Below are 26,856 nucleotides of genomic sequence, written 5' to 3' on the forward strand. Positions count from 1 at the left end.
TCCTCTTGATATTACGCTCAATCTTCTTGGTATCGCCCTGCGGCTCTTGCTAAAGGACTACTTCCTCTTGCTATTACCCTCAATCTTCTTGGTATCAGCCCTCCGCTATTGCTAAGCACTACTTCCTCTTGCTATTACCCTCAACCTTCTTGGTACCAGCCCTCCGCTATTGCTAAAGCGCTACTTCCTCTTGCCATTATGCTCAATCTTCTTGATAACAGCCCTCGGCTCTTGCTCAGGCACTCCCCGGCTACATTTCTTGCTTAATATCACAAGTCGACATACACTACTTACATATACAGAAATATAAAAGGTGGTCTTTTAATGAACATAGAAATTTGGTCGGATTTTGCCTGTCCGTTTTGTTATATAGGGAAGCGGCATCTGGAGAAAGCATTAGATCAGTTCCCTCATAAAAATCATGTAACCGTTGAATTTAAAAGCTTTGAGCTGGATCCTCATGCGGAGAAGTTCACCGAAAAAACGATGGCTGAGCTGTTAGCAGGTAAATACAGAATACCTGTTACTCAAGCGGAAAATATGACGGCTAACGTTGCGTCTCAGGCAAACAGTGTTGGGTTGACTTATCATTTTGATTCGATGCAGCCAACAAACATGCTTGATGCCCATCGACTGACTCAATTTGCGAAAACAAAAGGAAAAGCAAATGAGTTAGCTGAACGTCTTTTTTATGCTTATTTTACGGAGTCTAAGCATCTCTCCACTCCAGAAACACTTGTTGAACTTGCGACAGAGGCTGGTTTGGATTCAATGGAGGCAGCAGACGTGCTTGCATCAAAGCGATATACTGAGGAGGTCAAGCAAGAGCATCAGCACGGTGTATCTCTTGGGCTTCAAGGTGTTCCCTTTTTTGTGATTGATCGTACGTATATTATTTCTGGTGCTCAGCCCCCTTCCGTCTTCTTGGAGAGCTTACAAAAAGCATGGGAAGAGCAACATCCATCAACCTCTGATCAACCTTCCGATGATATGAATTGTTCAGACGGCACTTGTAAAAGTTAGTCTCTGATAGAAGCAGCACTACAAAAAAACCGAGCAGACGCGTCTGCTCGGATTTTTACTAGTCGTTCTTTGCCTGTATTCGGTTGGCAACAATGGTAAATAAACATGCGCTCACGAGTGATGCCGTCATTGCAATAATAAATCCAAGCACGGAATCGGAAAGTCCTGGTGCAGCAAAGGCTGGTACATATGCCGTACCGCGAAGGTTAAACATACCCACAACCGCTCCGCCTATTCCTGCTGAAACGATAGCGCCAATAAATACAAGTCGGTTTGCGAACATAAACGGATAGGCTGATTCGACAAAGGTACCAAAGATCATATTGATACCGAATGATGGTCCTGCTGCAGCTGCTTCGCCTTTTCTACGCGGAGCAATGATGTTTGCTAGGTTAATTCCCGCAGCTACCATAACTAGACCCACCATATCAATTGCCCCTAAAAAGCTATTTCCCGTATTCTCCATTTCAAGCAGAACAATCGGAAGAATGGCAGCATGATAGATTCCCCCAATGATGGCTGGCCAGATTAGTAAGCCAGCAACAACTCCCGCAACAATGGGATTAAAAAGTATGGTTTGGTCAATGGCAAAGCGAATCCAGTCTCCTAGCTGTAGGGCGATTGGTCCCAATACATAAAAGACAGCTAGTCCCGGGATGAGTCCACCAAAACCACCGGCTACGATGTTCACAGTGGTCGCAGGGAAGTTAAGCTTTAAACATTTTGAAAATAAATAGGGTACAAGGTAACCCGCACCAATTCCCGCAAGCAAACCACCAATAATTCCACCATTCACTGCGAGTAATCCAGCTACAATTCCCGCAACAATTGAAACCTCTTCAAGCTCAGCTATCTGCTTAGCCGCAATAACTGCAATGACAACAGGTAATGCTCCAATAAGAACATCAAACACATCGCTTAGCATGGTTAAGCCTGGCACTTTACTTAAAGCTAGAACAATCGCTAAGGCAATAAATGCTGGTAAAGAGGCCGTCATAATTCCTCTCACATTTAATTTCTTGGGTTTGGAGTGCTCTTTGGCTTCAGTCGCGTGAAGCTTTGGTGTATATTTTGTTTTCCAATACTTACTTAATGCCGTCATGAAACCTATAGCTCTCGTTTTATTAGACGTACCGGTTGTTCCAGATTGGGCGATGACGTTTGCCCCTTGGACACCAATATCCGCCATGGAAGTGCCTCCTGTACCAACTACCGGAATTTTTGCCTCCACAGCCGCTTGAATGACTTGCTGGTTGGCCTTAGAAGGATCTGCACTCATGGCAATTAATCCATCAATCTCTCCATCTAAAATAGATTCCGCCAATCTTTTATCAAGATCAACAGCTCGCTGATTTACCTCTTCTAATGTTCCTGAGAAAAGGTGTTCTAATGAAGATGTTTGTGGATCCCATCCGAATAAACTAGCTGGGGACGTTGATTTCACATGGTCCATCGACTGTTCTGTTGCTATAAATTGAATGCCTCTTATTTCAACATTTGCTGCTTCTGCTTGAGTTTGCAATTCTTTTATTAAGACTTCAGGATGACTTCCACCTAGGTGATATAAATTGCCTCCACTGCTTGCAATGACAATAACCTGTTTCATATTTTCTCCGCCTATCTCTAACTCGTAATATCTTTTATCACTCTACCAATTTACCACAGTAAAGCATTATTTGAAAAGAGAATACTAGAAAAAACCTTGTGCCCATATGTAGAGATTGCGCATAGGATGATTAGTAATACAATAACCAACTAAAGAGAGGGATCCATGATGAAAGATTATATTCTCCTTCGATTATATGTCTTTAGTTTCTTAGGTGTTTTAACCGTTTTGCACATTAAACAAGTCCTCCCCGCGTTGGTCATCCTTTTAATCCTTTTAGCGAGCTGTTTTGGATATTTTGTTGGCTGTTATGTTCGTTCAAAAAGAAGAATTCCACCATCCTGACCCGTATATCGAAGGCTGTCCTCTACATAAGATGACATAAGAGCAAAAGTGAGAGGATGATACAAAATGGGGTTTAAGGTACTAGTCGAAACAAACACTGCACTGTTTGTAGAGGACATTGGTCCGAGTGATGGAGAAACCATTTTATTTATACATGGATGGCCACTCAATCATCTCTGCTTTGAATATCAATATAATCAGCTACCAAAGCTTGGATACCGTTGTATCGGAGTTGACTTACGTGGATTTGGTCAATCGGATAAACCCTGGTTTGGGTATACTTATGATCAACTATCAGATGACATTCGCGTCATTATTGATAAGCTTGGCCTTAAATCAGTTACACTTGCTGGTCACTCCATGGGTGGAGCCATTTCCATTCGTTATATGGCGAGGCACGCTGGACATCAAATTGCACGCTTAGCACTCATTTCAGCTGCGGCTCCTAGCTTCACGAGAGGACCTAGCTTTCCGTACGGTATGAGTAAAAGAGAAGTGGATGCACTCATTCAAGAAACCTATACAGACCGACCTGCCTTACTAAGTCAATTTGCAGACTTGTTTTTTGAAAGACCAACTTCCGAGCCATTTAAGCAATGGTTTATTGACCTGGGTTTAGCTGCTGCTGGATATGCTACAGCCTATACAGCCGTTTCCTTGCGAGATGAAATGCTTTGGAATGACCTCTCAAGCATTCATGTTCCCGTGGGTATTTTTCATGGAAAAAAAGATAAAGTCTGTCCTTATGAGTTTGGTGAAATCCTTCATGCTCTCATCCTCGGATCAACCCTGTATCCTTATGAGGGTGCAGGGCACGGTGTATTTTATTGCGATCAGGATGTATTTAATCAAGATTTCTCAACCTTTATCCAAACAACTTAAGTAAAATATGTTGACAATATTGCCATACACCATTAAAGTTTCCTTAGGTAAAATTTATTATGCTTGCATTACTTTGTTTGTTAAGAGCAATTTTATTTTTAGGAGGTTTATGCGTGAATACATTTAAAGTTGTCGTAGGCTCAGTCTCCTGTTTAGCACTGTTAGCTGCCTGCCAATCAGATACAACCGATGGAACAGAGAATGAGTCGATCGACATTGTCACAACCATCGCTCAAATTGCTGACCCTCTTTCAGTCATCGGTGGAGAGCATATTAACGTTACAGCATTAATGGGCCCTGGGGTAGACCCTCACTTATATGAGGCCACTCAAAGTGACATTAGTACACTTCAAAATGCAGACCTCATTTTTTATAGTGGCTTACATTTAGAAGCCAATATGATGGATGTCTTCTCTAATTCAAGTGTGCCATCCGTGGCGATTTCCGAGACGATTCCAGAGGCAGATCTTTTACTTGATGAGGAAGGCTCCATTGATCCACATGTTTGGTTTGATCCAAGCTTATGGATGATTGCATTAGATGAAGCTGTTGAGGAAATCAAAGACGCTGTACCTGATCATGCGGATGAGTTCGAAGCAAATAAAGTGGCATATTTTAAAGAATTAGAAGAGATGCAACAGCAAGCCGAGCAAACTTTTGCCAACATCCCAGTAGAACAACGAGTACTTGTTACCGCTCATGATGCCTTTGGTTACTTTGGAAGAGTCAATCAATTGGAGGTTGTCGCCTTACAGGGCTTAAGTACAGAATCAGAAATTGGTCTGTCAGACGTTCAATCAACCATTGATACGATTATAGAAAAAGAGGTTCCTGCCGTATTTGTTGAAACAAGTATAAGCGATAGCTCCATCCGGTCCGTCATCGATGGTGCAGCCAAGGCAGGAGTTGAGGTCGAGCTAGGAGGCGAGCTTTATTCAGATGCGATGGGAGAGGAAGGCACGGAGGTAGGTACGTATATTGGCATGTATCAGCATAATGTCACGACCATTGCTGAGGCTCTTTCCAAATAAAAAACAAAGGAGAGATGATCTCCTTTGTTTTTTTAATGCCAGCATGATTTTACACTATACTCAAAAGGTTGAATAGCACTTACACAAACGTGCTCATAACTCCTAAGGCTAGTAATATAATAAATAAAATAGCCCAGATAACTGAAATCCATGAAATTACTTTTGTCGCAATGATAAGCCCTCGCTGCTCGGGCGTCGTCACTTTGGCTGCCATAACTAATGCAACAATTGCTAATATCAAGCCTACGTAAGGTATAAACAAACTAAGAATAGCTAAAATAAGTGCCCCTATTGCCATACCTTGTTGATTTGATGTACTTTGAGTTGTCATCATTCTCCTCCTTTATAAGCGTTGAATTCGGTGCGTCTTTCCATCCGTATGCTCATTAATCATTCTGTATTCAGAGCGTCCTAAATAGGTTGGGATACTAATCTTAGCTAAATCCGGTAATCCGTTTTCTGAGAAGAGATTCTTATCTTGATATGTAAGCATCACTTCACCTACAATCCACTCATGGTCACCGTATGTAGTAATATCCACAACTTTGCATTCATAAGCAAAGTAAGCATCTAAAAGGATCGGCACGTCTACTTTTATTCCCCGTTCATACGGGATGTCCAGAGTCTTAAATTTATCGGTCACCGATCCACTGTACGTTCCACTAGCTTGAATCCATTCCGAGTGAGTACCAGTTAGGAAATTTACTCCAAAGGTTCTGCTTTCCTGAATCAGCTTAAAAGAGTATGTTTCTTTTCTTAAAGAAATTCCATAATACCCTGGGTTTTGGCCAATATATGTGTGCCACCCAGCCGCCATCACATTACATTGATCTTCATGCTTCGATGTAACGATAGCCACCATCCCCGGATACGTGTGCCAGCCTGGTTTCTCAGTCGGTGTTCTCATACCATTTCTCCTACCTCGTCTAGTTTTTGTATACCCAATATCCATAAATTCAAACCAATCATTTACAAATCATACTGAAATGCTTAAATATAAAAAAAACTTATTACGCCGAAAAAAGCAAATATGACAAATACCACTTCCAAAGCAATTGAGATCCACGCTATTACTTTGGTGGCAGTCTTAAGACCAAGTTGCTCTTCGTCTGTCACTTTTGAAATCATCACAAGTGCGATAATTGCTGCAACAAGTCCTAAAAGAGGTACAAATAAACTGACAATGGCTAAAACTAAAGCACCTATCGCTGTACTTTGTTGGGTAGTATTTGATTGAGTAGTCATTTGTTTCTCTCCTCTTCTATTTGCGTAATTAGGTATCATCCATCCTTTCCAGTAAAGGTCACATCAATCTGCAAAATCTCTGAACGACTGCCAATCCGAATAGGCGGGCCCCACGATCCATAGCCTGATGATACTATGGCATGCATCGTATCTTTTAACTTGTAACCATAATCGAGTTCAAATAATCGTGATGTTATTAGATGGTTAGGAGCCATCTGACCCCGATGGGTATGACCTGAAAGCATCAAATCAACTCCGGCACTTGCTGCCTTGTCTAGGTGATACGGTTGATGATCCAGAAGAAAAATTGGTTTTGTCTGGTCTAGTGATTCCACTAATTCAGCGACATTCTCTCGGCCTGCTGGTGAAATCTCTGCTGTCTTATCTTTACGTCCCACCAGATAAAAGGATTCATCAATTTTCACGGATTGATCCTGAAGCATCGTAATACCTGCTTCTTCAACGAGTTTAATAAATTCCTCGATTGTTCCCCCATAATACTCATGATTCCCAAGTACTGCGTATGTGCCCATTGGAGCTTGGAGCGAGCTTAACGTTTCTGCCATTTTCTTTCGTTTAAACGGTTCAATGTCTCCATCTAATATATCCCCAGGTATTAAAATGATGTCCGGTTTTAGTTCCTTTGATTTATTAATCAGCTTCTTTAAATAACCGTTCCCGATAATATACCCTAAATGGATATCCGAAACTGTCATTATCCGCAGACCGGAACGCTCGCCAGCCTTTTTATCTATGGTTATTGAGTACGGTCTTATCACTGGGCTCCAGTTATTAAACGAACCCCAAAGTAATATCCCCATCATTCCTAACAACACTACACACCCAATGAGTGAAATGTATTCATTAGTGGGCAAGCCTGCTAGTGAGAGTATCCAAACAACGAGATCTAATAAAGGCAAAAAAAGAACAGCGTATTGTAATACCGCAAAATAATACGAACCAATCCATCTCAACAAACCACTACTAGGTCCGGTTATTCCTTGGGCGATTAAATAGGAAAAAGCAATAAAAGCAAAGATACCCCAGTAATATACATTCCATTGTGATTCCATTCCATTCATAGCACGTAACCAGATGGCACCGTGTACACCTACATAAAAATTAATGCCTACATAGGCCAATAAAATGATGGTAAACCCTAATAGTCTCCTAATCCCTTTCACGCGTATCCATTCTCCTTTTTATCTATCTCTCAAATATTGGTGACTTATGATGTAAGTATACCTTCAGCCGACCTTCTTTCACACAAAAAAGATTCTTGAGAATATATATAAGGTCCCTGAAAAAGTCATCTAGTAATGAGCTTATGCATCGCTACAGGAGAACCCTACGCTTTCCGCGGGAACGGCCTCAGCCCTCGAAGCGGAAAACCGCCACTTCGATGTCGGTCTGCCGCGTTCTGTTCCGCAGGAGTCTACGGGTTCTCCTTCCGCTCATATTCCCGATCAGACAAATGACCAACATTCCCATTTAAGGGTGGGACATCTCGAAAGAGGGTTGGCTGCGCTTCGGAAATACACTCCGCTTTCCGTGGGCGGCTGGTGAGCCCCCTTGTGCTAACGCACTAAGGTGTCTCACCTAGGCCTTCCTCCCACAGGAGTCTCCGTGTATTTCCTACGTTTGATTATGCTTATATTTTTTCGTTCAGTTACATTCTTAGTTTTTCATTCAGATTCGAGTAGATTGTGTCTGAATAGCTACTAACTATAAAAAGAAAATAGAGGGTAAAGTCATACTTCGATGACCTTACCCTCTATTCTTAATATGTTTGATTTTCGCCGCGCCACAAGAAAACGGGTATTTCTAGGTCAAGCCCTTATGATTGTGTAAATATTGATTCCAATACCTAACTAAAACCAGCGGACGAAAATGGAGGCCGACACCTGCGGGATATAAAGGTTCAATGAGATAAATCGACGGAGTCGAGTTAGCTCATTACCTTCCCGCGGTAAGCGTGCCCCCATTTTCGGGAGCGGCAGCCGAAGAATCAGAACGTTTCCCGCCCTCTATCTCTATTCAACAAAATCTCGAGGGAGCTCAGAAATAAACTCCATTATTCGCAGGCTCAGCGTCTACTTTATAAAATAGAAGGAAGCCATAAAGATAGGGCTGGAATATAGGCAACGAGTAAGATAGCAACAATTAAAGCTAGCCAGAATGGCCATACCTCTTTAATAAAGTCCTCAATTTTCACCTTGGTAATCGCCGCGGTTGTAAACATAATGGTTCCAACAGGCGGTGTGATCGTCCCTACACTTAAACAAAGGATAAAGAATAAACCAAATTGCACAGGATCAATCCCAAAGGACAGAACCATCGGCATTAAGATAGGCGTTAATATAATTAATAGAACGTTACCTTCTATTAAGGTACCGACTGCTATTAAGAAAATCATCACAATAAATAGGAACATGGCCGGACTACTGATAAAGCCTGTCACCCATTCCGTTAGAAACTGCGGAACCTGCTCAAGCGTCAGAATCCACCCAAAGGCTGTGCCCGCCGCGATAATAACCATAATTGTTGCTGTTAGATTAACAGATTCTTTTAACGCAACGTACAGATCACGCCCCGTCATTTGACGGTAGATTAAGAAGCCTAGTAATAGCGCATAAATCACTGCGACAGCTCCTGCTTCTGTAGGGCTGAACACTCCGAAACGAATTCCACCAATAATGATAATCGGTAATAAAATGGCTAAAATAGCGTCTTTTGAAGCAAAAAGAATTTCTTTTGGTTTAGCGGCAGGTTTCTTTTCTACTTCAAACCCACGCTTCTTCGCGAGAAAATGAACTAAAATTAGAAAGATTACACTAAGTAATAGCCCTGGTACAATTCCGGCCATAAACAATCTGCCAATGGAGACGTTTCCAATGTACCCGTACATAATAAGAGCTATACCTGGTGGAATTATCGGTGTAATTAAAGATGTTGCCGCTGTAAGTGCTGTAGAAAATGCCGGCGGATAATTCCGCTTTGTCATTTCAGGCACTAGAACCTTTGACTGCATGGCTGCATCGGCAATGTTTGAGCCTGACAAACCACCCATTAATACACTTAGAAGTACATTTACCTTTGCCAGACCACCCGTCATATGACCCGTTAACACTTGGGCAAAGCGCAGCATCCGTTCTGTAATCCCTGTATAATTCATCAGAATACCTGCAGTCACAAAGAACACAATCGCAAGCAACGGAAAGGATTCAATTCCACTCATCATTCGTTGAATAAGAATCTCGTTAGCGAAGCTGTCATTAAAAATAAAATAAAAGGCACAGGCTGCGATCATCGCATACGCAACTGGGATATTCATAACCATCAATAGAAGCATTAAGATTAATGTAATAGCTAGCATCATAACTACTCGATTCCTCTCTCTTGTTTCACATATTCTTTATCTTTTCTTAGGAAGACCCGAATCAGGTGATACAACACAAGTGCGGACCCTATTGGTACAGCCATTGTAATAAACGAATAACTTACTCCGAGTACCGGGGTTACCTTGGCCACTCCGTGAATGGCAAAAGCTGCTCCCCAATAGACAAATACAACGGCAGTCACAAAAAAGATAAAGACTAAACGAAAGACCTGAAAACGAAACAGCCATTGTTCTGGTAACTTCCTCACAAAATAATCAATTCCGACGTGAGAGTTTGTTTTTGTCGCTGTGCTCAGTCCAACAAACACCAACCAAATAAAAAGTGCTAAGCTGATCTCTTCTGTCCATGTAATGGGACTGTTCAAAACAAAGCGAAAGAATACATTTATACTAATTAATAGAATAATTCCAGATAAGGCTACAGTGGATAGAAAGTCATCCAGATGATTCATTAGGTTCTTCATGATGTGCTCTCCTTCACTGAGTAGTCTCTTTTTCTTCTAATAATGTTTCAATTGTTTCTTGAAGATCCGGGCTCCATTCAGGTGTAACCTCAAAGATTCGTTCCGCCTTTTCCCTGAAAGCCTCTTGATCGACTTCATTAATGATAATGCCCTGCTCCTCAAACAGTTCAAGAACTTCCTCTTCCTGCTCATACACAATGGCTTTACCGTACTCACCAGCTTCATCTCCCGTTTCACGAAGAATCGTGAGCAGGTCGTCTGGTAAATCTTCAAGGAAATCTGTCCCGCTTACCCAAGGACTCATTATTTTTGTATGGCCAGTTAAAGCCAAATATTTAGCTACTTCATTTGTTTTTGATGCTTCTAGAACAGGAATTGGGTTCTCTGCTCCGTCAATGACCCCTTGTTGAAGCGAAGCATACATATCTCCCAAAGGTAATGGAGTTGGTGAGGCACCCAGTACGCTAAAGGTGTTGATGTACATTTGGTTATTAGGCACACGGATTTTCATACCGCGTAAATCCTCTGGTGTCAGCACCTCACGTGTTGTCATTAAGTGCCTCTCCCCGTACAACGTATTTGTCGATACGACATCAAATCCAATGTCCCTTAACTCTTCACGTTGTTCATCAAACCAATCCGTTTCAGCCAGATAAAATAAATCATCAACATCTTCAACAATATAAGGCGCTGTAAGTACACCTAAATCGGGTACAAAGTTCATTAGAAAATCATAGCCCGTAAAAATGATGACGTTACTACCAAACAAAGCCTGCTCCACAACATCGGCTTCAGATCCAAGCTGTGAACTCGGATAGATATGAAAATCCAAACGACCTTCACTTCGCTCCTCGGCAAGCTCTTTCCACTTTCTAGCAACCTGATCAACAGGCTCCCCTGGCTGATTCCCGTATGCAATATTGACGGTATAAACATCCTGTTCTGCAGAGGCATTCGAAGATCCCTGACAGGCTGTTAATAAAATGAGCCCCATACACATAACAGGTAGTATTAATTTTTTCATATTAAGTCAACCCTCCCAATAGATAGCGCTTACACATTCTTGAAAATTGAAGTTCCAGTGAGTCAAATTCACTAGAACATCATTCCATTCGCTTTAAACATGGACCATCGCTTTAATAACGTTTGATTCGGGTTTTAACCATGATTCAAACGTCTCTATGACTTCATCAAGCTCACATGTATGAGTAATATATTCATCCATATGATAATTTTTTGAGGCTAATAGATGTGCCACGTCTTCAAAATCCTTCACTGTTGCATTTCTGCTTCCTAAAAGGGTCAGCTCTTTTTTATGAAAATCAGGATCATTAAATGAAAGGTCTTGTTTTACAAGCCCTACATAGATCAACTTGCCTCCAAACCCAACATAATCAAATGCTTGTGTCATCGAATGCGCATTACCTGTTGCATCAAAGACAATGGATGGCATTTTGCCAATCGTAGCCTTTAACTCGGCTTCAGTTGGTTTACTTGTACAAAGTGTGTGCTGCACGCCTGCCCACTTCTTACAGAATGCTAAGCGCTCCTCACTTAGATCGAGAACTGTTACCTCTGCTCCTTTTTGCTTTGCAAAGGCCACCACACCGAGTCCTATTGGTCCTGCTCCAACCACAAGTACCTTCTCACCTGGCTTAATCTCGGCACGATTCACGGCATGTGCCCCTATGGCCAGAGGTTCCATTAACGCGGCGTGATCGAGTGTTAGGTGATTTGTTTGAATCACATGCTCCACTGGCACAACCAATTGCTCACACATTCCGCCATCCGTATGCACACCCAGTACTTGAATAGACTCGCAACAATTTGTTTTGCCTGCTTCACAGGCATCACAGCTACCACAGTGAAGATAAGGAATAATAGCTACCCGGTCACCTTTCTTGATGTGGTTTACCCCATTGCCTATCTCTGCTACTTCACCTGCAAGCTCATGGCCTAACACCCTAGGATATTGAAAAAAAGGCTGGTTCCCCATATATGCGTGTAAGTCAGTTCCACAAATGCCGACTCTTTTTATTTGAACAAGTACCTCACCATCAGATACTGTAGGCGCTTTCATATCACTTCTGAATGTAAACTCTTTTGGTTGATTACATACTATACCTCTCATATGTGCCCTCCTGATTTCATCTTACCATGATCATAACAACAAAATTAATCATTAGATATTGCGTAATTTGACTTATTTATACCTTTTTTTGATACAATAAGATAGAGGTGATGTTCATGAAACTTATACAAAAAAAGACAAGCCCTGGTCAGAGCTTGCCGATTTCCATTACGTATAAGGATACCAAGACCCAAAACATTGAGCTGCCCCACCATATTCATGACTGGAACGAAATTATTTATGTATATAAAGGAAAAGGCACGCTTTTAATTGATCAGAATTTATATCAAGCGACACCGGGTGATTTATTTGTGATACCCAGTAATGTTGTTCATCGAGCCATCCCTGCCTCTGATCATTTAATTACCTCAACAGCTGTTTTTTTTCACTCATCTCTGCTTCATTTACCAGAGAATATCTATACATCTACGAAACACGCCATTATTCATCTGGCTCGCTCTGAAAAAACATACCGATTTCAAATTCATAAAGACGGACACGATGACATTGAATCCTATCTAGACCGAATTCACGATGAGATTCAGCTGGTCACAAAAGAATCCGAGCGTGCCATTTTTTTATGGCTACAGCTATTGCTTGTCTACCTTGACCGCCATTGTGTCATTAGTTCCTTCACTCCAAAATCTACGGGTGAACCCGAATGGATGCGCAGTTTATTACAATATATTGAAAGCCATTTGCATGAAAAATTAGATCTAAACGACCTCGCCACTAGATCCTCGATATCCACAGCACACCTAAGCCGGGTGTTTAAAAAGTATCTTGGAATTGGTTTATCTGAATACATTACGACCAAACGAATGGCCAATGCTAAACAAGAGTTACTTCATTCGAATGAAAATATTGAAACGATTGCAGAAGCTTGTGGATTTAGCAGTATGCCTCACTTTTATCGTACCTTTAAAAAACATACTCAGCTCACCCCCTCCGATTATAGAAAAGCCGGGACCTATGGTAGATAGATCCCGGCTTCTATTAGCTTAGTTCTTTTATTAGTTCTTGACTAGGCTTACTAAAAAGGAGCAGTGGTCTGCTTAAAGATACTTACCGCTTCATGTAACCTATCAACACCAATACGAATATCTGCCTCTGTTAGGCTGCCGTACCCAAGCACCATTTGCTTCGTATGGTAGCCTTTTTGCAAGGCATATTGTTCAACAGGATAGACAATTACTTGATGCTGTTTGCAATGATCTACAAACGCTTGGTCTACTTCAAGCTGTTTCCATTCTACAACCACATGCATTCCCGCCGCATGACCGATGATTTTTAAATCAGGGAAGCTCTTTTTAAGTGCTGCTACAAGCGCTTTTCTTCTTCCTTCATAGATTCGTTTCATTCTACGTACATGTTGATCAAGATGCCCTTCTTCAATAAATCTTGCCATGATTTGCTGTTCCAACGTGGCTGTGTGACGATCGGAGAACCATTTGAGCTCTTTGAATGGGTCTATTAACTGGTAAGGCAGGATGACGTAGCCAATGCGCAAGGCAGGAGAGAGAATTTTGCTAAAAGTCCCTACATAGATGACTCGCTTTGAATCAAGCCCTTGCATTGAATACACTGCTGTGCCCTCGTATGTAAATTCACTGTCATAATCATCCTCTACAATATAGCTATTCATCTGCCTTACATATTCAACGAGCTGAATGCGGCGTTGAATAGGCAGCACGGCACCTAACGGAAACTGATGCGAAGGAATCACAAATACAAAGCTTGGCTTTTCATGATGTGATAACTTTTCCGGGATTATCCCTTGATCATCAGCTTTAACAGGATATACGTTTGCACCGGCATTGGAGAATATATGTCTCATTTCATCGGTGACAGGATCTTCAACCGCAACATGCTCCCCCTCTTTTAGTAATAGCTGTGTAATGAGTGCCAACCCTTGAGTCGCCCCTGCTGTAATCACAATCTGTTCTGGATGACAGGCCACACCTCTCGTACGCGCCAGGTAAGTAGCTAATACTCGCCTGAGAGTCTCATCGCCAAAAGGCGTACGGTATCCAAATAGCTCATCAGCTGAGTCATAGCACACCTCTTTTGCCAGCCTACCCCACACCTTACGTGGAAAGTGATCCATCGCAGGATGACTCGCTCGAAAGTCAATGAACTGCCTTGAATCATGCTGCTCCGTTTGTAGCCAATCTGCTAAATCACTTTCTCTTTTTTCTGTTTCTGCTGCCTTTAACACAACACCTGCCGCTACATATGTACCCGAACGTGGCCGTACCAATAAATAACCCTCTAATATTAATTGTTCATACGCATCAGTAACCGTATTACGTGAAGTCCCTATAGAATGTGCCAGCTCCCTTGTGGATGGCAACTTCTCATGCTCTTTTAACTGTTCACTCAAAATAAGTGTTCGTATATTTGTGTAAACCTGTTGTACTAAAGATGTTGTTGAATGACGATCAATTGGGAACCAAAGCATAATGTATTCTCCTTTCCATTCAAAATTAACCTTACGTCGGTTTAATAGACTTAACTAATCTGGCACCCTGAAAGTTGTACTTTCCTGGACCTTATCCATACCAGTATAGCATGCTACAATCAGTTAAACGCTTGAACGGAGGATGCTACCTTGAAAACCATTGGATTTATTGGAGGGCTTAGCTGGGAATCAACAGCTGATTATTATAGATACGTAAATGAGTATGTAAAGGAAGAGTTGGGTGGACTTCACTCGGCTAAATGTCTACTGCACTCGTTTGACTTTCAAGAGATTGTACAGTTGCAGAAGCTTGGCCATTGGGAGGAAGCTACAGCTAGAATGGTTGATGCCGCAAAGAAACTGGAAGGAGCAGGAGCCGATCTAATCGTCATCTGTACGAATACCATGCATTTGATGGCGGATGAGATTGAGAAGCAAACCTCCATACCACTTATCCATATTGCTGATGCAGTGGCTGTCGCTATAAAAAAAGCTAACATGAGTCGTATTGGTCTGCTTGGAACTGCATTCACTATGGAAAAAACCTTCTATAAAGATCGGCTCGCCACCCATGGAATTGAGTGTCTAATTCCCGGAGAAGAAGATCGGAAAGTCGCTCATGACATTATTTTTTCGGAACTGTGTCGGGGGGAGATTCTTGAGGAATCTAAAATATCCTATCAACAAATTATTCAGCAATTAAAAAAGGATGGTGCACAGGGGGTCATTTTAGGTTGCACCGAAATCCCACTGCTTATCAAGCAAACAGATTCCCCACTTCCCGTCTTTGATTCCACTCGTCTTCACGCTGAAGCAGCGGTTCGTTTTGCCATGGAGACGGCTTTAGTATAAGAATAGCTCTCGCGCGATAGTCAATGACTACGCGCGTTTCTCTTTTTATATGCTTCTACATGTGGATAAGCCTAACCTTTACATTCCCTTCACAATCTATATGATTACTTTATATAATTTCCCCTGAATCTGTGGATAACTAAAACTTATCCTCAAGTTTACCCACATATCCCCGATGAAAGATCTGAATTTTCATTTTCTACTTGTCGAGTTTCCCCAAGATGTTCATAACTTGTTTACAAGCTCAACATAAACCAAGCTAAAGATATCCACATTATCCCCATGTTCAATACCATTCATAAAATACACAGCTTGAGGAAGTCTAAAGGGTAACGATTCAAAAGCCAACGAACGAGGTGATTATTCTACAATGAAGAAATGGCTATTTTTGTGGACAGCGACCGTGCTCATCTTAAGTGGGTGTAACGCAGATGGAACCATTAAGGATCAGCAGCCATCTGTAAAAAACGAAACGGCTGACCCCTCAAATCAGACCGACCAATCAGCCACACCCCAGTTACCTGAGGGTTTAACAGAGGAACCGGACCCCACCTATGCGATAGGGAGTAACGCCACCATACTAACGGATCAGTCGAGAGACATGCATAGAGCAGAGGCTGTTATAGTAGGAGCTTATAATACAACGGCGTATGCCGTTTCCTATAAGCCAACGAACGCAACTGATGACGTTTGGAACCACAAATGGGTAATCAAAGAGGAGCTGACGCCTTCTGACTCAACAAACCTTGAACCGGGACACCAGGTGACCCTTCATACAGATCGGATTCAAGGGATGGAAGGCGCAAAGGCGACGATTGAATCCTCCCAGCAAACCACAGTGTATATGGTGAACTTCGTACCTACAAATGGCGAAGATGAGGTTATAAATTATCAATGGGTAACAGAACAGGAATTAAGTACGACAGAATAATCAGGGTATCTGAGTATCGGTTCTTCGGCTGTCGTTCCCGAAAATGGGGGCACGCTTACCGCGGGAAGGTATTGAGCTAATCTGGCTCTGCCATCTTATCTCAATTAACCTTTTCATCGAGGCCACTGAAAAAGTCATCTAGAAATGAGCTCATGCTCCGCTACAGGAGAACCCTACGCTTTCCGCGGGAACGGCCTCAGCCCTCGAAGCGGAAAACCGCCACTTCGATGTCTTCAGACTCGTTCTGTTCCGCAGGAGTCTACGGGTTCTCCTTCCGCTCATGTTCTGAATTAAACTATTAAAGAACGTTCGCAATCTTATAAAGATCGTTTTTCAGTGACCTCCTTTTCATCCCGCAGGTGTCGGCCCTCCATTTTCGTACACTTGGTGGGTGGTAAGCATTAAGTATATGAAGATTACACAAGCGTATTGATAAAGTACTGTCCCAACCCTATTTCTTTTTTATGTATAGGGAAAGGAGTTAAGCTAAGCCAAACTTAGAGCTCTCGATTCCAAATGACAAACTGAGTTACTAATTGGAGTAATGTAATCATAAACCAGCGTAGGAAATACTGGGAGACGATTGGCAAGATCAATGCTAATCACCAACGTGTTTTGTTTTACTTGATCTAATCAATTATTTATATTATGATTCATAGCAAGTCCTCCTTGGTGTGTTGTGTGGGTACAATTGCATCTTAACGGAGGGCTTTTTTCTGTAAATAAGCTAAAAAGAAATCCCACAGGAATGTTACTGTGGGTGTTGGCCTAGGTGAAATACCTTAGTGTGTTAGCACAAGGAGGCTCACTCACCAGCCGCCCACGAAAAGCAGAGTGTATTTCCGAAGCGGATCCTACCTCTTCTTTCGTTCCCAAAATAGAAGACCCAAGCGATGATATGCTCGATCGCCATCATCGTTTGGGTCTTCATGAGATTAAAACACTTAATCCAATAATATATAAACTCCACGATCTTTTATGGTTACTCCATATGTCTTAACACAACCGACGTCAGGTGCTACGGCCTCGCCTTTTCTTAAATCTATTTTCCAATCATGCATTGGACAAAATACATGCTCTCCGCTAACAATTCCATCAGAAAGAACGCCACCTTTATGTGGACAGCGGTTCTCTACCGCTAGCACCTCTCCATTCTCTTGCTTAAATAAGGCAATTTCCAATCCAGATATCACTAGTTTTTTTCCGATACTCACTGCCAGTTCATCTAATTCCGCAACATAGATATGTTTTTCATCCACCACGTGAGTCATTAAGAGCCCCTCCTTAATTCGTAACCTCAACTTCTTTCTTTTCATAAAGCTCCTGCTGCTTATCCTTGCTTTCTAGAACGCTACTCCACGGGTCATTCTGCTTTGTTAGAGCCAATTCTACTCGTTCGATTAACTGTGCTTTTGTTTCATCATCCGAAAGAACCTTTTTGATATGTGTTAAACCAACACGTTCCACCCAGTGTGACGTTCTTTCAAGATATCTGGCGTCTTCACGATAAAACTGAAGGAATGCACTAATGATGTCAAGAACCTCTTGGCTGGTCTCTACCTTCGAAAATAATTCGGCTCCTCGTAAATCTACACCGCCATTTCCACCAACATATACTTCCCATGCTCCTTCTACACCAACAATGCCAATATCCTTAATACCTGATTCAGCACAATTACGTGGGCAGGCCGAGACAGCCATCTTCACTTTATGAGGAGTACTTAACCCTTCATATTTCTTTTCAATCTGAATGCCTAAACCAATAGAATCCTGTGTGCCGAAGCGACAGAAGTTCTCTCCTACACATGTTTTAACCGTTCGGATGGATTTGCCGTAAGCATAACCAGAGCGCATGCCTAGGTCATTCCACACATTAGGAAGATCTTCTTTAGCGATGCCCAGTAAATCTATTCGTTGTCCACCAGTTACTTTAAGCAGGGGCACCTTATACTTATCAGCCACATCCGCAATTTTTCGCAATTGTTCTGGATCGGTTACTCCGCCATACATCCGTGGCACAACGGAGAACGTTCCATCGTTTTGAATATTGGCGTGTAATCTTTCGTTGACGAATTTTGAAGTAGAATCATCCTCGTATTCAATAGGATTATTTAAGCCAAGATAATAATTAACCGCTGGACGGCATTTGGAGCAGCCGTTTTCAGTTGACCAGCCAAGTACATTCATGACTTCTCTTACGTAGCTTAATCCTTTATCCCGAATTTCTGAGGCCACCTCTTCGTGTGATAAGTCTGTGCATCCGCAGATCGGTTCTTTCTGGGACGAAGCATCCTCTCCCGTCGTTACAGCTAATAATTCAGCGACAAGTGGTTTACATCCTCCACAAGAACGAGAGGCGTTTGTGCATGCTTTTACCTGCTCTACCGTTGACAGACCTTGATCTTGAATAGCTGCTACGATATCTCCTTTGGATACTCCATTACAACCGCAAATGGTTTCACTATCTGCCATTGCTACAACTACGCTCTCCTTCTCATCCGACTCATTTTCAGAAGGAAGAATTGCCACTTTATTCATATTTGAGATATCCTGTCCCGTTCTCATCATAGTCAGCAGTCGTGGAGAATCAGAGGTGTCACCAAATAAGACAGCACCAATAACCTTGTTACCTTCCACTACTACTTTTTTGAAAATACCTTCAAACTCATCATGCACTCGGATAGACTTTGTTTTTTCTCCATCCTGAAAACGTCCAGCAGAAAAAACATCCACTCCAGAGACCTTTAGCTGCGTGTAGATAATTGAGCCTTGGTATCCCGGTTCTGAGAGCGTTTCCTCTGAACAGATGTGTTCCGCTAAAGCCTTACCCTGTTCATATAAAGGAGCTACGAGACCATAGACAGTTCCATTGTGTTCCGCGCATTCACCGACAGCATAAACACTCGGTATAGATGTCTCCATGTAGTTGTTTACCAAAATGGCTCGGTTTGTGTCTAACCCTGTTTCTTTAGCAAGGGCAACATTTGGTTTAATTCCTACTGCCATTACAACTAAATCAGCATCAAGCTTCGAGCCGTCCTTAAACAGCACGCCATCGACTCGTTTTTTCCCCGTAATTCGTTCCGTGTGGGCATTCAGTCTAAATTTCATACCCTGCGCCTCTAGTTCTTCTTTAAGCATTTTTCCAGCTTGGTCATCCAACTGTCTTTCCATTAAATAATCGGCAATGTGAATAACTTCTACTTCCATATTTAAATTTAATAGCCCTCGTGCTGCCTCTAGGCCAAGTAGACCACCACCAATAACCGCAGCCTTTTTATAATGCTTGGCCGTATCGATCATTGTCTCGCAATCCTTAATATTTCGGAATGCGATGACACCTTCTTTATCAGCCCCTGGCAATGGCAGCATAAATGGATTAGATCCTGTGGCGAAAATTAATTTATCGTAGGAGCGACTTACACCACTTTGACTTAGTACAACCTGTTTCTTAGAATCCACCTTTACAACAGGATCACCTGTAAATAATTCAATATGATTCGACTCATACCACTCATAGCTGTTAAGTACAATACTATCAATACTCGCATCTCCTTGTAGAACGGACGATAAAAGGATGCGGTTATAGTTCGGATGTGGTTCTTCTCCAAAGACCGTGATTTCAAATTTATTTGGTTCCTTTTTTAGAATCTCTTCAAGCGTACGAATGCCTGCCATGCCATTTCCTATAAGGATTAATTTTTGCTTCACGCTAATTCTCCCCTTTTTATGTGTGCCGTATTTCTTTAACTTTAAAAGGAATACAGGCCTCAATGATAGGATCTTCTTCCATTACCCGACTTGCTTTAATTCCGTGGCTTTCTAGATACAATAACGTCTCTTTCCCCTGACAAATCCAACGACATGACTTTAAGTCTTCAAAATTAATACCTGATAAATCTATAAATTCAAAAAATTCAAGGCAGTCTTGAATATCTGTAAGCAGAATTGTATTAATATGCTTGTCTTCTATAAGTCTTGTTACAATCATTCGCTCTCGATCAAGCTTCAGTGTACGTGGTGAGAATGAACAAGGATATATATCAGCTCCCTGACTCTTTACACCCTCTATAATTAGATCTTGCTTGGATGTCGGATATAAGATGCCAACTCCTGATAACGGCTTATTCTCAAACCACGATATCTTACTCCTCAGTTTGACAACATTGCCCACTATAATCACAGCGGGATTCTCCATTCCAACAAGCTCTGCTTGGTTTACAATGGTTGAGAGGGTTCCCTCTAAAGAACGCTGTTTGCCATAAGTGCCCCATTGAACAATAAGAACGGGCATCTTTTTGTCCATACCGTTTTTCGTTAATTCTGTCGCAATGGTTCTCAGATGTTTTACTCCCATATAAAAAACAATCGTGTCCACTGCGCCGGCAAGCTCTTTCCAATTCACTGCTGGCTTGCCGTCCTTGGTACAGGTATGACCTGTAACAGTAGCAACCGATCCAGATAATCCTCGATACGTTAAGGGAACACCCGAGTAAATTCCTGCGGCACTGCCTGATGTAATGCCAGGAATAATCTCATACTCAACTTGGTGCCGGGCACATAGTTCAGCCTCTTCACCCACTCTTCCAAAAATGGAAGGGTCTCCTCCTTTTAACCTAACTACCTTTAGCCCTCTTTTGGCATGGATAAGGAGTTCCTTCTGAATGTCTTCCTGCCGCAGAGTATGCTTACACGGCTGTTTTCCACAATAAATTAATTTTGCCTTCGTATTCTTTAATAAGAATGGGTGTACAAGACGATCAAAGATAATGACATCAGCTTCCTGAAGCAACCGTAAGCCTTTTACAGTGATGAGTTCTAAATCACCTGGCCCGGCGCCAACAAAATAGACGCAACCTTGTTTCAAAATCTTCTCCACTCCTCCCTGTCTATTTCGTCATTCTATATGAGATATAGAATTCACTGAGGCTAAATGTGAAAATTTCTGACAAGATTTTTTTGCTCAAAAATACGTAAGATTATTTTACGTACCAACAAATCCTGTTACGAATAACGCATTTAAATTAACTACCACCCATTTTAAATAATGAATAATAAAATTGCTTTGTTATAAAATAAATTGTTGATTCTATTCATCATATTGTTTTCACCTCAGGAATTCGAAAATCGCAGTTGAGGATCATGAAACAGTTTGAAAGTATTAGTAATCTTGTTTTCATAATGCTTTCAAGCTTGACAAAAATAAGCATGTGAAGTAAATCACGATCACAGAAGGACAAATAAGACCCCGTACCACTTTTCATCGTGATACGAGGTCTTAAGGAATATGCACTCTTTTTTGGAGCACTTCTGTTCTTGGTAAAGAGCTTTTTCTCTTGGTATCATGTTCGGGCTTCTTGCTATCGATGCGGGGCTCTTGGTACTTTGCTCTTTCTTCTTGCTATTAAGCCTGGACCTCTTGCTATCGCTCCCGGGCTCTTGGTACCTTGCTCTTTCTTCTTGCTATTACACCCTGGCCTCTTGCTATCGACACCGGGCTCTTGGTACTTTGCTCTTTCTTCTTGCTATTACTCTCAGGCCTCTTGCTATCGACACCGGGCTCTTGGTACTTTGCTCTTTCTTCTTGCTATTACACCCTGGCCTCTTGCTATCGCTCCGGGGCTCTTGGTACCTTGCTCTTTCTTCTTGCTATTAAGCCACTCCTTCTTGCCAAGTCCCGAAACTTCTCATCCATGAATTCCGCGACCAAGCCAAGCTCCTGCAGCTTCATTTAATGCTTCAGACACACTTGGGTGGGCGTGAATCATAGAGGCTAGCTCCTCTACCGTGCCTTCAAGGTGCATAAAGGCGGTCGGCTCTGCGATCATTTCTGTTACATGTGGTCCTGCCATGGTTACACCGAGGATCTCTCCGTATTTTTCATCAGCAATGAGCTTGATGAATCCTGTCGCTTCATCCATCGCTAATGCTTTTCCGTTGGAGCTTAGATCTTGCTTAACCACCTTGACCTGGTAACCCTTTGCTTTTGCTTCGGCCTCTGTTAAACCAACGCTGGCTATTTCAGGGCTTGTGTAGACGCAACGGGGAACCAGTTTGCCATGAATTGAATCCTTCATTCCGGCTGCGTTAGCCGCGGCCACTAGACCTTCTGCACTGGCTGCGTGCGCCAACTGCCAGCCTCCTATGATGTCACCGACGGCATAGATGTCTTTATGGCTTGTCTGCATGGTTTCATCCACTTGTACAAATGGACCATCTAACCTAAGATTTAGCTTTGAAATAGCGGAGAGATTTGGCTTTCGACCTACACATACTAAAACGTCATCAGAAGCAAGCACTTCCTCGTTTCCATTTTCAGATGTAATGGAGATGTTTTTGAGCGTCTGACCTTGCTCTATCTCTGTTACTTTAGTATGCGTGAGGATTCGTACTCCTTTTTTCTTTAAAGCTTTTGCCAGCAGTCTTGCAGCATCTTCATCTTCGTTAGGAACGATGCGTGCTCCCATCTCAACTACGGTTACTTGAACGTTTAGGCTTGAGAAGATACACGCAAATTCAACACCTATGATTCCACCACCAATGATCACGATTGATTTTGGTATCTTCGTCAAGTCAAAGACGGTATCACTTGTATAATAATCGGCAGACTCTATACCTGGAATTGGAGGTACAAACGGACTTGAACCCGTTGCAACAATGATTTTGTTTGCTGTAATGACTTTAGACTCTCTTGATTTTAGCTGGATGTGCACGTGGTTCGTTTCATCCACCTCACCGATTCCATCATACACATCTATGTTTCCCTGCTTCATTAAATAACCGATACCGGTACGAAGCTTTTGAATGACTTGGTCTTTTCTGGCGAGCATTTTTTCTAAGGAGAAGGTGACAGGTCCTGTTTCTATCCCCCAGTCCTTCGCTTGTTCAATATGTTCAATGACCTCAGCATGTCTGAGTAAAGTCTTCGATGGGATACACCCTCGATTTAAACAGGTTCCACCAAGCTGCTGATGCTCGATGATGGCGACCTTCTTACCTAGCTTTGCCGCTCGGATCGCTGCTACATAACCGCCTGGACCTCCGCCAATCACCACTATGTCATAGGTTGACACGTTCTTCCACCCCCTTAAATTAACAGTTGATATGGATGTTCCAAAATCTGTTTAAGCTCGGTCAAAAAGGCAGCTGCCGGAGCTCCATCTATCACACGATGGTCAAAAGAAAGACTTAGACTCATCATTGGGCGAAGCTCTATTGCTCCGTTCATACCTACAGGTTTCTCCTGAATACGCCCTACACCAAGAATGGCGGACTCTGGCTGGTTAATAATCGGTGTAAAAGTATCCACCGCATACATTCCTAAATTACTAATCGTGAACGTACCGCCTCTCATTGAGTCGGGTTGTAGCTTGCCTTCCCTCGCATCTGTTGCAAGTTGCTTCGCTTCCTGAGTTAACGCCTGTAGCCCCTTCCGATCGACATCCTTTAACACAGGCACGATTAGACCACCAGGTATCGAAACAGCTAACCCAATATGAACATATGGGTGATAGACAATCTGCTCACCGTCCAATGAAACGTTCATCTCTGGATGACGAATGAGCGCAGAAGCCGCTGCCTTTGCAATCACTTCCGTATAAGAAAGTCTCTTACCTGTTTGCTCCTCAATAGGTGCAAGTAGCTGAGCACGTAACTCCATTGAAGCGGTCATATCGACCTCGGTCGTTAATGTCACGTGTGGGGCCGTAAATGCACTTTCTGCCATACGTTTGGCAATCATTTTTCGTGTACTGCTCCATTTTTTCCGCTTGGCTTCTACTACTTTCTCAGCTTCATTATTTGCAGACACGTTTTCAACATCATTTCTATAAATTTTTCCATTTGAACCTGAGCCTTTAATACTGCGTAACTCAATTCCTCTGTCAGCTGACAATTTACGTGCGAGTGGTGTAGCTTTGGGCTGTTGAACATGTGTCTCTACATCGGCCTTTTGCACACGTCCCATCGGTCCAGTGCCAGTAATGTCTCCAAGCGTCACATACTCTTCTCTAGCCACTCTTCTCGCTGCCGGTGTTGCCCTTACCTTTTCCTCTGCTTGGTTCGGTGAGGTTGTTTCTTTTACTTTTTCTGTTACCTGATCTGCTGTGCCCGCATCATCTAGAGTCGTACCCGATACACCTGGTGATTCTTCAGGCACCTCTTCATCCTTACTGCCAATATAGCCAATTACGTAATTAACCGGCACTTCCTCATCTTCTCCAATATATCGCTTAAGCAGCGTGCCTTCCTCATAGGCCTCGACCTCAATATTGATCTTATCTGTCATTATCTCAAATAAAGGCTCCCCTACTTCTACCGTCTCACCCTCTTCCTTTAACCATTCTAAAAGGGTGCCTGTCTGCATCGTACTGCTAAGCTTGGGCATAAAGATTTCCTTTGCCATCCTTGCTCCCCTCCTTCCTATACACCTTTGATCGTTTCTTTTACTGCTTCAATGATGTCTTGAACCTGTGGCACAGCAGCTTTTTCAAGCTCGGGGTTATAAGGGATTGGTACAGCCTTGCCTGCCAATCGTTTAATGGGAGCATCCAAATAATCAAAGGCCTCACTTTCTGCAATGACACTAGCAATCTCTCCGCCGAAGCCCCCACGTTTTACCGCTTCATGTACTACAATGAGTTTGCCTGTTTTCTTTACAGACTCAATGATGGTTTCTTCATCTAACGGGACAAGAGTTCTTGGGTCAACGACTTCTACATCAATGCCTTCCTTCTCTAATTCAGCTGCCGCTTGAAGTGATTTATGAACCATATAAGCAGTCGCAACAATGGTCACATCTGACCCTTTTCTTTTTATATCCGCTTTACCTAAAGGAATAGAATATGCCTCTTCTGGTACGTCACTTTTTGTTCGGTAGCATAACTTGTGCTCATAAAATACAACTGGGTTATCATCATCTATTGCAGCCTTTAGCAGTCCTTTTGCATCGTATGCAGTGGATGGCTGCACTACTTTCAAACCAGGCACATGAGTCATCCACGCTTCTAAGCTTTGTGAATGCTGGGCAGCAGCCCCTGTCCCCGAACCGGCAGGCGTTCTGAGCACCATTGGCACCTTGCCTTCGCCGCCATACATATATCTGAGCTTAGCAGCCTGATTCACCATATTATCCATAGCAATCGTAATGAAGTCAGAGAATTGAAGCTCTAAAATAGGTCTCATTCCAGTTAACGCTGCACCAATCGCCGTTCCCGAAATGGCTGCCTCAGATATTGGGGTGTTGCGAATTCGTTCGGGTCCAAACTCCTCAATCATGCCACGAGTCACTCCAAACGCTCCTCCGTAAACGCCGATGTCTTCTCCCAAAATAAAGACATCTTCGTTTGAACGCATTTCCTGACTCATTGCTTCTCTCACTGCCTCTAAATACGTAAGCTCTCTCAATGTGACTCCCCCCTAGGCATAGATATCCTCCATTAATGTCTCAAGCGTGGGTTCAGGACTATTTTTGGCAAACTCAACTGAGCCCTCTATCTCCTGTTGCGCCTCTTGACGAATCTGTTCCGCCTCATCCTCTGTGATCAAGTCCTGAGACTGAAGATACTCTCTAAACCGTGCGATCGGATCCTTTTCTCTCCAGGCTTTTTCCTCTTCTCGAGTACGATATTTCTTGGCATCACTTTTCGAATGACCCTTCCAGCGGTACGTCTTTGCTTCAATCATTGACGGCCCGTTGCCTTCTCGGGCATACTCAACCGCTTCCTGCACTGCCGTCCTAACCTCTAACAAATCATTCCCTTCTACCACCTTTCCAGGAATGCCATATGAGGCTGCACGCTCTGCTATATCTTCAATATTAACCATGTCTTTTACAGGACCAGACATGCCATATTGATTATTTTCACAAAAGAAAATCACAGGTAGCTTCCAGATTGAGGCAAGGTTCACAGCTTCATGAAAACTACCTTCGTTTGAGGCACCATCACCAAAAAAACAAAGGACAACCTTGCCTTGGTTTTTCATTTTAGAGGTTAGAGCCGCCCCAGTAGCAATCGAAAAACCACCGCCTACAATACCATTCGCCCCTAAGTTTCCTTGGCTTACATCAGCAATATGCATAGAACCACCTTTGCCCTTACAATAACCCGTGGTCCGACCAAACAGCTCTGCCATCATTTTGTTGACGTCTGCTCCTTTTGCGATACAGTGGCCATGTCCTCGATGCGTACTCGTAATCATATCGTCTGCAGCTAAAGCAGCGCATGCTCCAACAGCAGATGCTTCCTGACCTACGGCGAGATGAGTTGTACCATGAATCAACCCTTTCGCAAAAAATTCATCGACTTTCTCTTCAAAATAACGAATGAGCCACATTTGTTTATAAAGAGGTACAAGGGTTTCAGTGCCTAGATCAGCTCGTTTTTCCTTTGACATATGTTAATCCTCCTTTAGTTTCTGTCATTTGTTCTAGATATGAACAAATGTAATTCATGAGCGAAAAAATACCTGAACCCCCTGCTTTAT

Annotated in this window: 23 protein-coding genes; 6 read left to right on the plus strand and 17 right to left on the minus strand. The window is 42.6% G+C overall.

Annotated elements, in window-relative coordinates; all coding sequences use genetic code 11:
- Positions 1–324: 324 nt before the first annotated feature.
- Positions 325–1,023 (plus strand): DsbA family oxidoreductase, encoded by a 699-nt coding sequence (locus FN960_RS05670; RefSeq protein WP_143847728.1) that lies wholly within the window; start codon positions 325–327, stop codon positions 1,021–1,023.
- A gap of 58 nt (positions 1,024–1,081) precedes the next feature.
- Here FN960_RS05670 and FN960_RS05675 read toward each other — a convergent pair whose 3' ends face one another.
- Positions 1,082–2,629: a PTS sugar transporter gene (locus FN960_RS05675; RefSeq protein ID WP_143847729.1), complete on the minus strand. Its 1,548-nt coding sequence runs from the start codon at positions 2,627–2,629 to the stop codon at positions 1,082–1,084.
- Between the two features lie 411 nt (positions 2,630–3,040).
- Here FN960_RS05675 and FN960_RS05680 point away from each other — a divergent pair, with 411 nt between their 5' ends.
- Positions 3,041–3,856: an alpha/beta fold hydrolase gene (locus FN960_RS05680; RefSeq protein WP_143847730.1), complete on the plus strand. Its 816-nt coding sequence runs from the start codon at positions 3,041–3,043 to the stop codon at positions 3,854–3,856.
- A 113-nt stretch (positions 3,857–3,969) separates the two neighbouring features.
- Positions 3,970–4,887 (plus strand): metal ABC transporter solute-binding protein, Zn/Mn family, encoded by a 918-nt coding sequence (locus FN960_RS05685; RefSeq protein WP_260681935.1) that lies wholly within the window; start codon positions 3,970–3,972, stop codon positions 4,885–4,887.
- Positions 4,888–4,966: 79 nt separating this feature from the next.
- Here FN960_RS05685 and FN960_RS05690 read toward each other — a convergent pair whose 3' ends face one another.
- The 8 genes from FN960_RS05690 to FN960_RS05725 form a co-directional block, all read right to left on the minus strand.
- On the minus strand, positions 4,967–5,221 hold the full coding sequence (locus FN960_RS05690; protein WP_143847732.1) for a DUF4190 domain-containing protein: 255 nt from the start codon (positions 5,219–5,221) through the stop codon (positions 4,967–4,969).
- 9 nt (positions 5,222–5,230) lie between these two features.
- The gene (locus FN960_RS05695) at positions 5,231–5,794 is read right to left on the minus strand and encodes a flavin reductase family protein (RefSeq protein ID WP_143847733.1); all 564 of its coding nucleotides are present in this window, start codon (positions 5,792–5,794) and stop codon (positions 5,231–5,233) included.
- A gap of 83 nt (positions 5,795–5,877) precedes the next feature.
- Positions 5,878–6,132 (minus strand): hypothetical protein, encoded by a 255-nt coding sequence (locus tag FN960_RS05700; protein WP_143847734.1) that lies wholly within the window; start codon positions 6,130–6,132, stop codon positions 5,878–5,880.
- 35 nt (positions 6,133–6,167) lie between these two features.
- The gene (locus FN960_RS05705) at positions 6,168–7,316 is read right to left on the minus strand and encodes a metallophosphoesterase (RefSeq protein WP_260681936.1); all 1,149 of its coding nucleotides are present in this window, start codon (positions 7,314–7,316) and stop codon (positions 6,168–6,170) included.
- Between the two features lie 914 nt (positions 7,317–8,230).
- Entirely contained in the window at positions 8,231–9,511 is a 1,281-nt protein-coding gene (locus FN960_RS05710; RefSeq protein WP_143847735.1) for a TRAP transporter large permease, read from the minus strand.
- A gap of 2 nt (positions 9,512–9,513) precedes the next feature.
- Positions 9,514–9,996, minus strand: coding sequence for a TRAP transporter small permease (locus FN960_RS05715; RefSeq protein WP_143847736.1), 483 nt, complete (start codon positions 9,994–9,996; stop codon positions 9,514–9,516).
- Positions 9,997–10,009: 13 nt separating this feature from the next.
- Positions 10,010–11,020, minus strand: coding sequence for a C4-dicarboxylate TRAP transporter substrate-binding protein (locus FN960_RS05720; RefSeq protein ID WP_143847737.1), 1,011 nt, complete (start codon positions 11,018–11,020; stop codon positions 10,010–10,012).
- A 93-nt stretch (positions 11,021–11,113) separates the two neighbouring features.
- Positions 11,114–12,127, minus strand: a complete 1,014-nt coding sequence (locus FN960_RS05725) for a zinc-binding alcohol dehydrogenase family protein (protein WP_143847738.1) — start codon at positions 12,125–12,127, stop codon at positions 11,114–11,116.
- 116 nt (positions 12,128–12,243) lie between these two features.
- Here FN960_RS05725 and FN960_RS05730 point away from each other — a divergent pair, with 116 nt between their 5' ends.
- Positions 12,244–13,110 (plus strand): AraC family transcriptional regulator, encoded by an 867-nt coding sequence (locus FN960_RS05730; RefSeq protein ID WP_185970940.1) that lies wholly within the window; start codon positions 12,244–12,246, stop codon positions 13,108–13,110.
- Positions 13,111–13,160: 50 nt separating this feature from the next.
- On the opposite strand, the gene pdxR is transcribed toward FN960_RS05730, so the two are convergent.
- The gene (gene pdxR, locus FN960_RS05735; protein WP_143847740.1) at positions 13,161–14,588 is read right to left on the minus strand and encodes a MocR-like pyridoxine biosynthesis transcription factor PdxR; all 1,428 of its coding nucleotides are present in this window, start codon (positions 14,586–14,588) and stop codon (positions 13,161–13,163) included.
- Between the two features lie 150 nt (positions 14,589–14,738).
- On the opposite strand from pdxR, the gene FN960_RS05740 reads away from it, so the two are divergent.
- Together FN960_RS05740 and FN960_RS05745 are read left to right on the plus strand one after the other, a co-directional pair.
- On the plus strand, positions 14,739–15,440 hold the full coding sequence (locus FN960_RS05740; RefSeq protein ID WP_143847741.1) for an aspartate/glutamate racemase family protein: 702 nt from the start codon (positions 14,739–14,741) through the stop codon (positions 15,438–15,440).
- 370 nt (positions 15,441–15,810) lie between these two features.
- Positions 15,811–16,371: a YdhK family protein gene (locus FN960_RS05745; protein ID WP_143847742.1), complete on the plus strand. Its 561-nt coding sequence runs from the start codon at positions 15,811–15,813 to the stop codon at positions 16,369–16,371.
- 944 nt (positions 16,372–17,315) lie between these two features.
- On the opposite strand, the gene nirD is transcribed toward FN960_RS05745, so the two are convergent.
- The 7 genes from nirD to pdhA all read right to left on the minus strand — a co-directional run bounded on the left by nirD (position 17,316) and on the right by pdhA (position 26,766).
- Positions 17,316–17,642, minus strand: a complete 327-nt coding sequence (gene nirD / locus FN960_RS05750; protein WP_143847743.1) for a nitrite reductase small subunit NirD — start codon at positions 17,640–17,642, stop codon at positions 17,316–17,318.
- 13 nt (positions 17,643–17,655) lie between these two features.
- Positions 17,656–20,082 (minus strand): nitrite reductase large subunit NirB, encoded by a 2,427-nt coding sequence (gene nirB / locus FN960_RS05755; protein WP_143847744.1) that lies wholly within the window; start codon positions 20,080–20,082, stop codon positions 17,656–17,658.
- Between the two features lie 16 nt (positions 20,083–20,098).
- Entirely contained in the window at positions 20,099–21,238 is a 1,140-nt protein-coding gene (cobA, locus tag FN960_RS05760) for a uroporphyrinogen-III C-methyltransferase (protein ID WP_185970941.1), read from the minus strand.
- 820 nt (positions 21,239–22,058) lie between these two features.
- Positions 22,059–23,444, minus strand: a complete 1,386-nt coding sequence (lpdA, locus tag FN960_RS05765) for a dihydrolipoyl dehydrogenase (RefSeq protein ID WP_143847746.1) — start codon at positions 23,442–23,444, stop codon at positions 22,059–22,061.
- A gap of 14 nt (positions 23,445–23,458) precedes the next feature.
- A complete protein-coding gene (locus FN960_RS05770; RefSeq protein ID WP_143847747.1) occupies positions 23,459–24,775 on the minus strand; it encodes a dihydrolipoamide acetyltransferase family protein in 1,317 nt (438 codons plus the stop codon).
- Positions 24,776–24,792: 17 nt separating this feature from the next.
- Positions 24,793–25,776, minus strand: coding sequence for an alpha-ketoacid dehydrogenase subunit beta (locus FN960_RS05775; RefSeq protein ID WP_143847748.1), 984 nt, complete (start codon positions 25,774–25,776; stop codon positions 24,793–24,795).
- A 12-nt stretch (positions 25,777–25,788) separates the two neighbouring features.
- A complete protein-coding gene (gene pdhA, locus FN960_RS05780) occupies positions 25,789–26,766 on the minus strand; it encodes a pyruvate dehydrogenase (acetyl-transferring) E1 component subunit alpha (protein ID WP_143847749.1) in 978 nt (325 codons plus the stop codon).
- Positions 26,767–26,856 lie beyond the last annotated feature (90 nt).

Origin of the sequence: Alkalicoccobacillus porphyridii, assembly GCF_007293315.1 — a bacterium.
Lineage (GTDB): Bacteria > Bacillota > Bacilli > Bacillales > Bacillaceae_D > Alkalicoccobacillus > Alkalicoccobacillus porphyridii.

Coding starts and splice junctions, on each gene's coding strand:
- FN960_RS05730 (WP_185970940.1), top strand. CDS start 12,244: ATGAAACTTATACAAAAAAAGACAAGCCCTGGTCAGAGCTTGCCGATT.
- FN960_RS05680 (WP_143847730.1), top strand. CDS start 3,041: ATGGGGTTTAAGGTACTAGTCGAAACAAACACTGCACTGTTTGTAGAG.
- nirD (WP_143847743.1), bottom strand. CDS start 17,642: ATGACTCACGTGGTGGATGAAAAACATATCTATGTTGCGGAATTAGAT.
- pdxR (WP_143847740.1), bottom strand. CDS start 14,588: ATGCTTTGGTTCCCAATTGATCGTCATTCAACAACATCTTTAGTACAA.
- FN960_RS05710 (WP_143847735.1), bottom strand. CDS start 9,511: ATGATGCTAGCTATTACATTAATCTTAATGCTTCTATTGATGGTTATG.
- FN960_RS05715 (WP_143847736.1), bottom strand. CDS start 9,996: ATGAAGAACCTAATGAATCATCTGGATGACTTTCTATCCACTGTAGCC.
- FN960_RS05690 (WP_143847732.1), bottom strand. CDS start 5,221: ATGATGACAACTCAAAGTACATCAAATCAACAAGGTATGGCAATAGGG.
- FN960_RS05675 (WP_143847729.1), bottom strand. CDS start 2,629: ATGAAACAGGTTATTGTCATTGCAAGCAGTGGAGGCAATTTATATCAC.
- FN960_RS05720 (WP_143847737.1), bottom strand. CDS start 11,020: ATGAAAAAATTAATACTACCTGTTATGTGTATGGGGCTCATTTTATTA.
- FN960_RS05725 (WP_143847738.1), bottom strand. CDS start 12,127: ATGAGAGGTATAGTATGTAATCAACCAAAAGAGTTTACATTCAGAAGT.
- FN960_RS05695 (WP_143847733.1), bottom strand. CDS start 5,794: ATGAGAACACCGACTGAGAAACCAGGCTGGCACACGTATCCGGGGATG.
- pdhA (WP_143847749.1), bottom strand. CDS start 26,766: ATGTCAAAGGAAAAACGAGCTGATCTAGGCACTGAAACCCTTGTACCT.
- FN960_RS05700 (WP_143847734.1), bottom strand. CDS start 6,132: ATGACTACTCAATCAAATACTACCCAACAAAGTACAGCGATAGGTGCT.
- FN960_RS05670 (WP_143847728.1), top strand. CDS start 325: ATGAACATAGAAATTTGGTCGGATTTTGCCTGTCCGTTTTGTTATATA.
- FN960_RS05745 (WP_143847742.1), top strand. CDS start 15,811: ATGAAGAAATGGCTATTTTTGTGGACAGCGACCGTGCTCATCTTAAGT.
- FN960_RS05770 (WP_143847747.1), bottom strand. CDS start 24,775: ATGGCAAAGGAAATCTTTATGCCCAAGCTTAGCAGTACGATGCAGACA.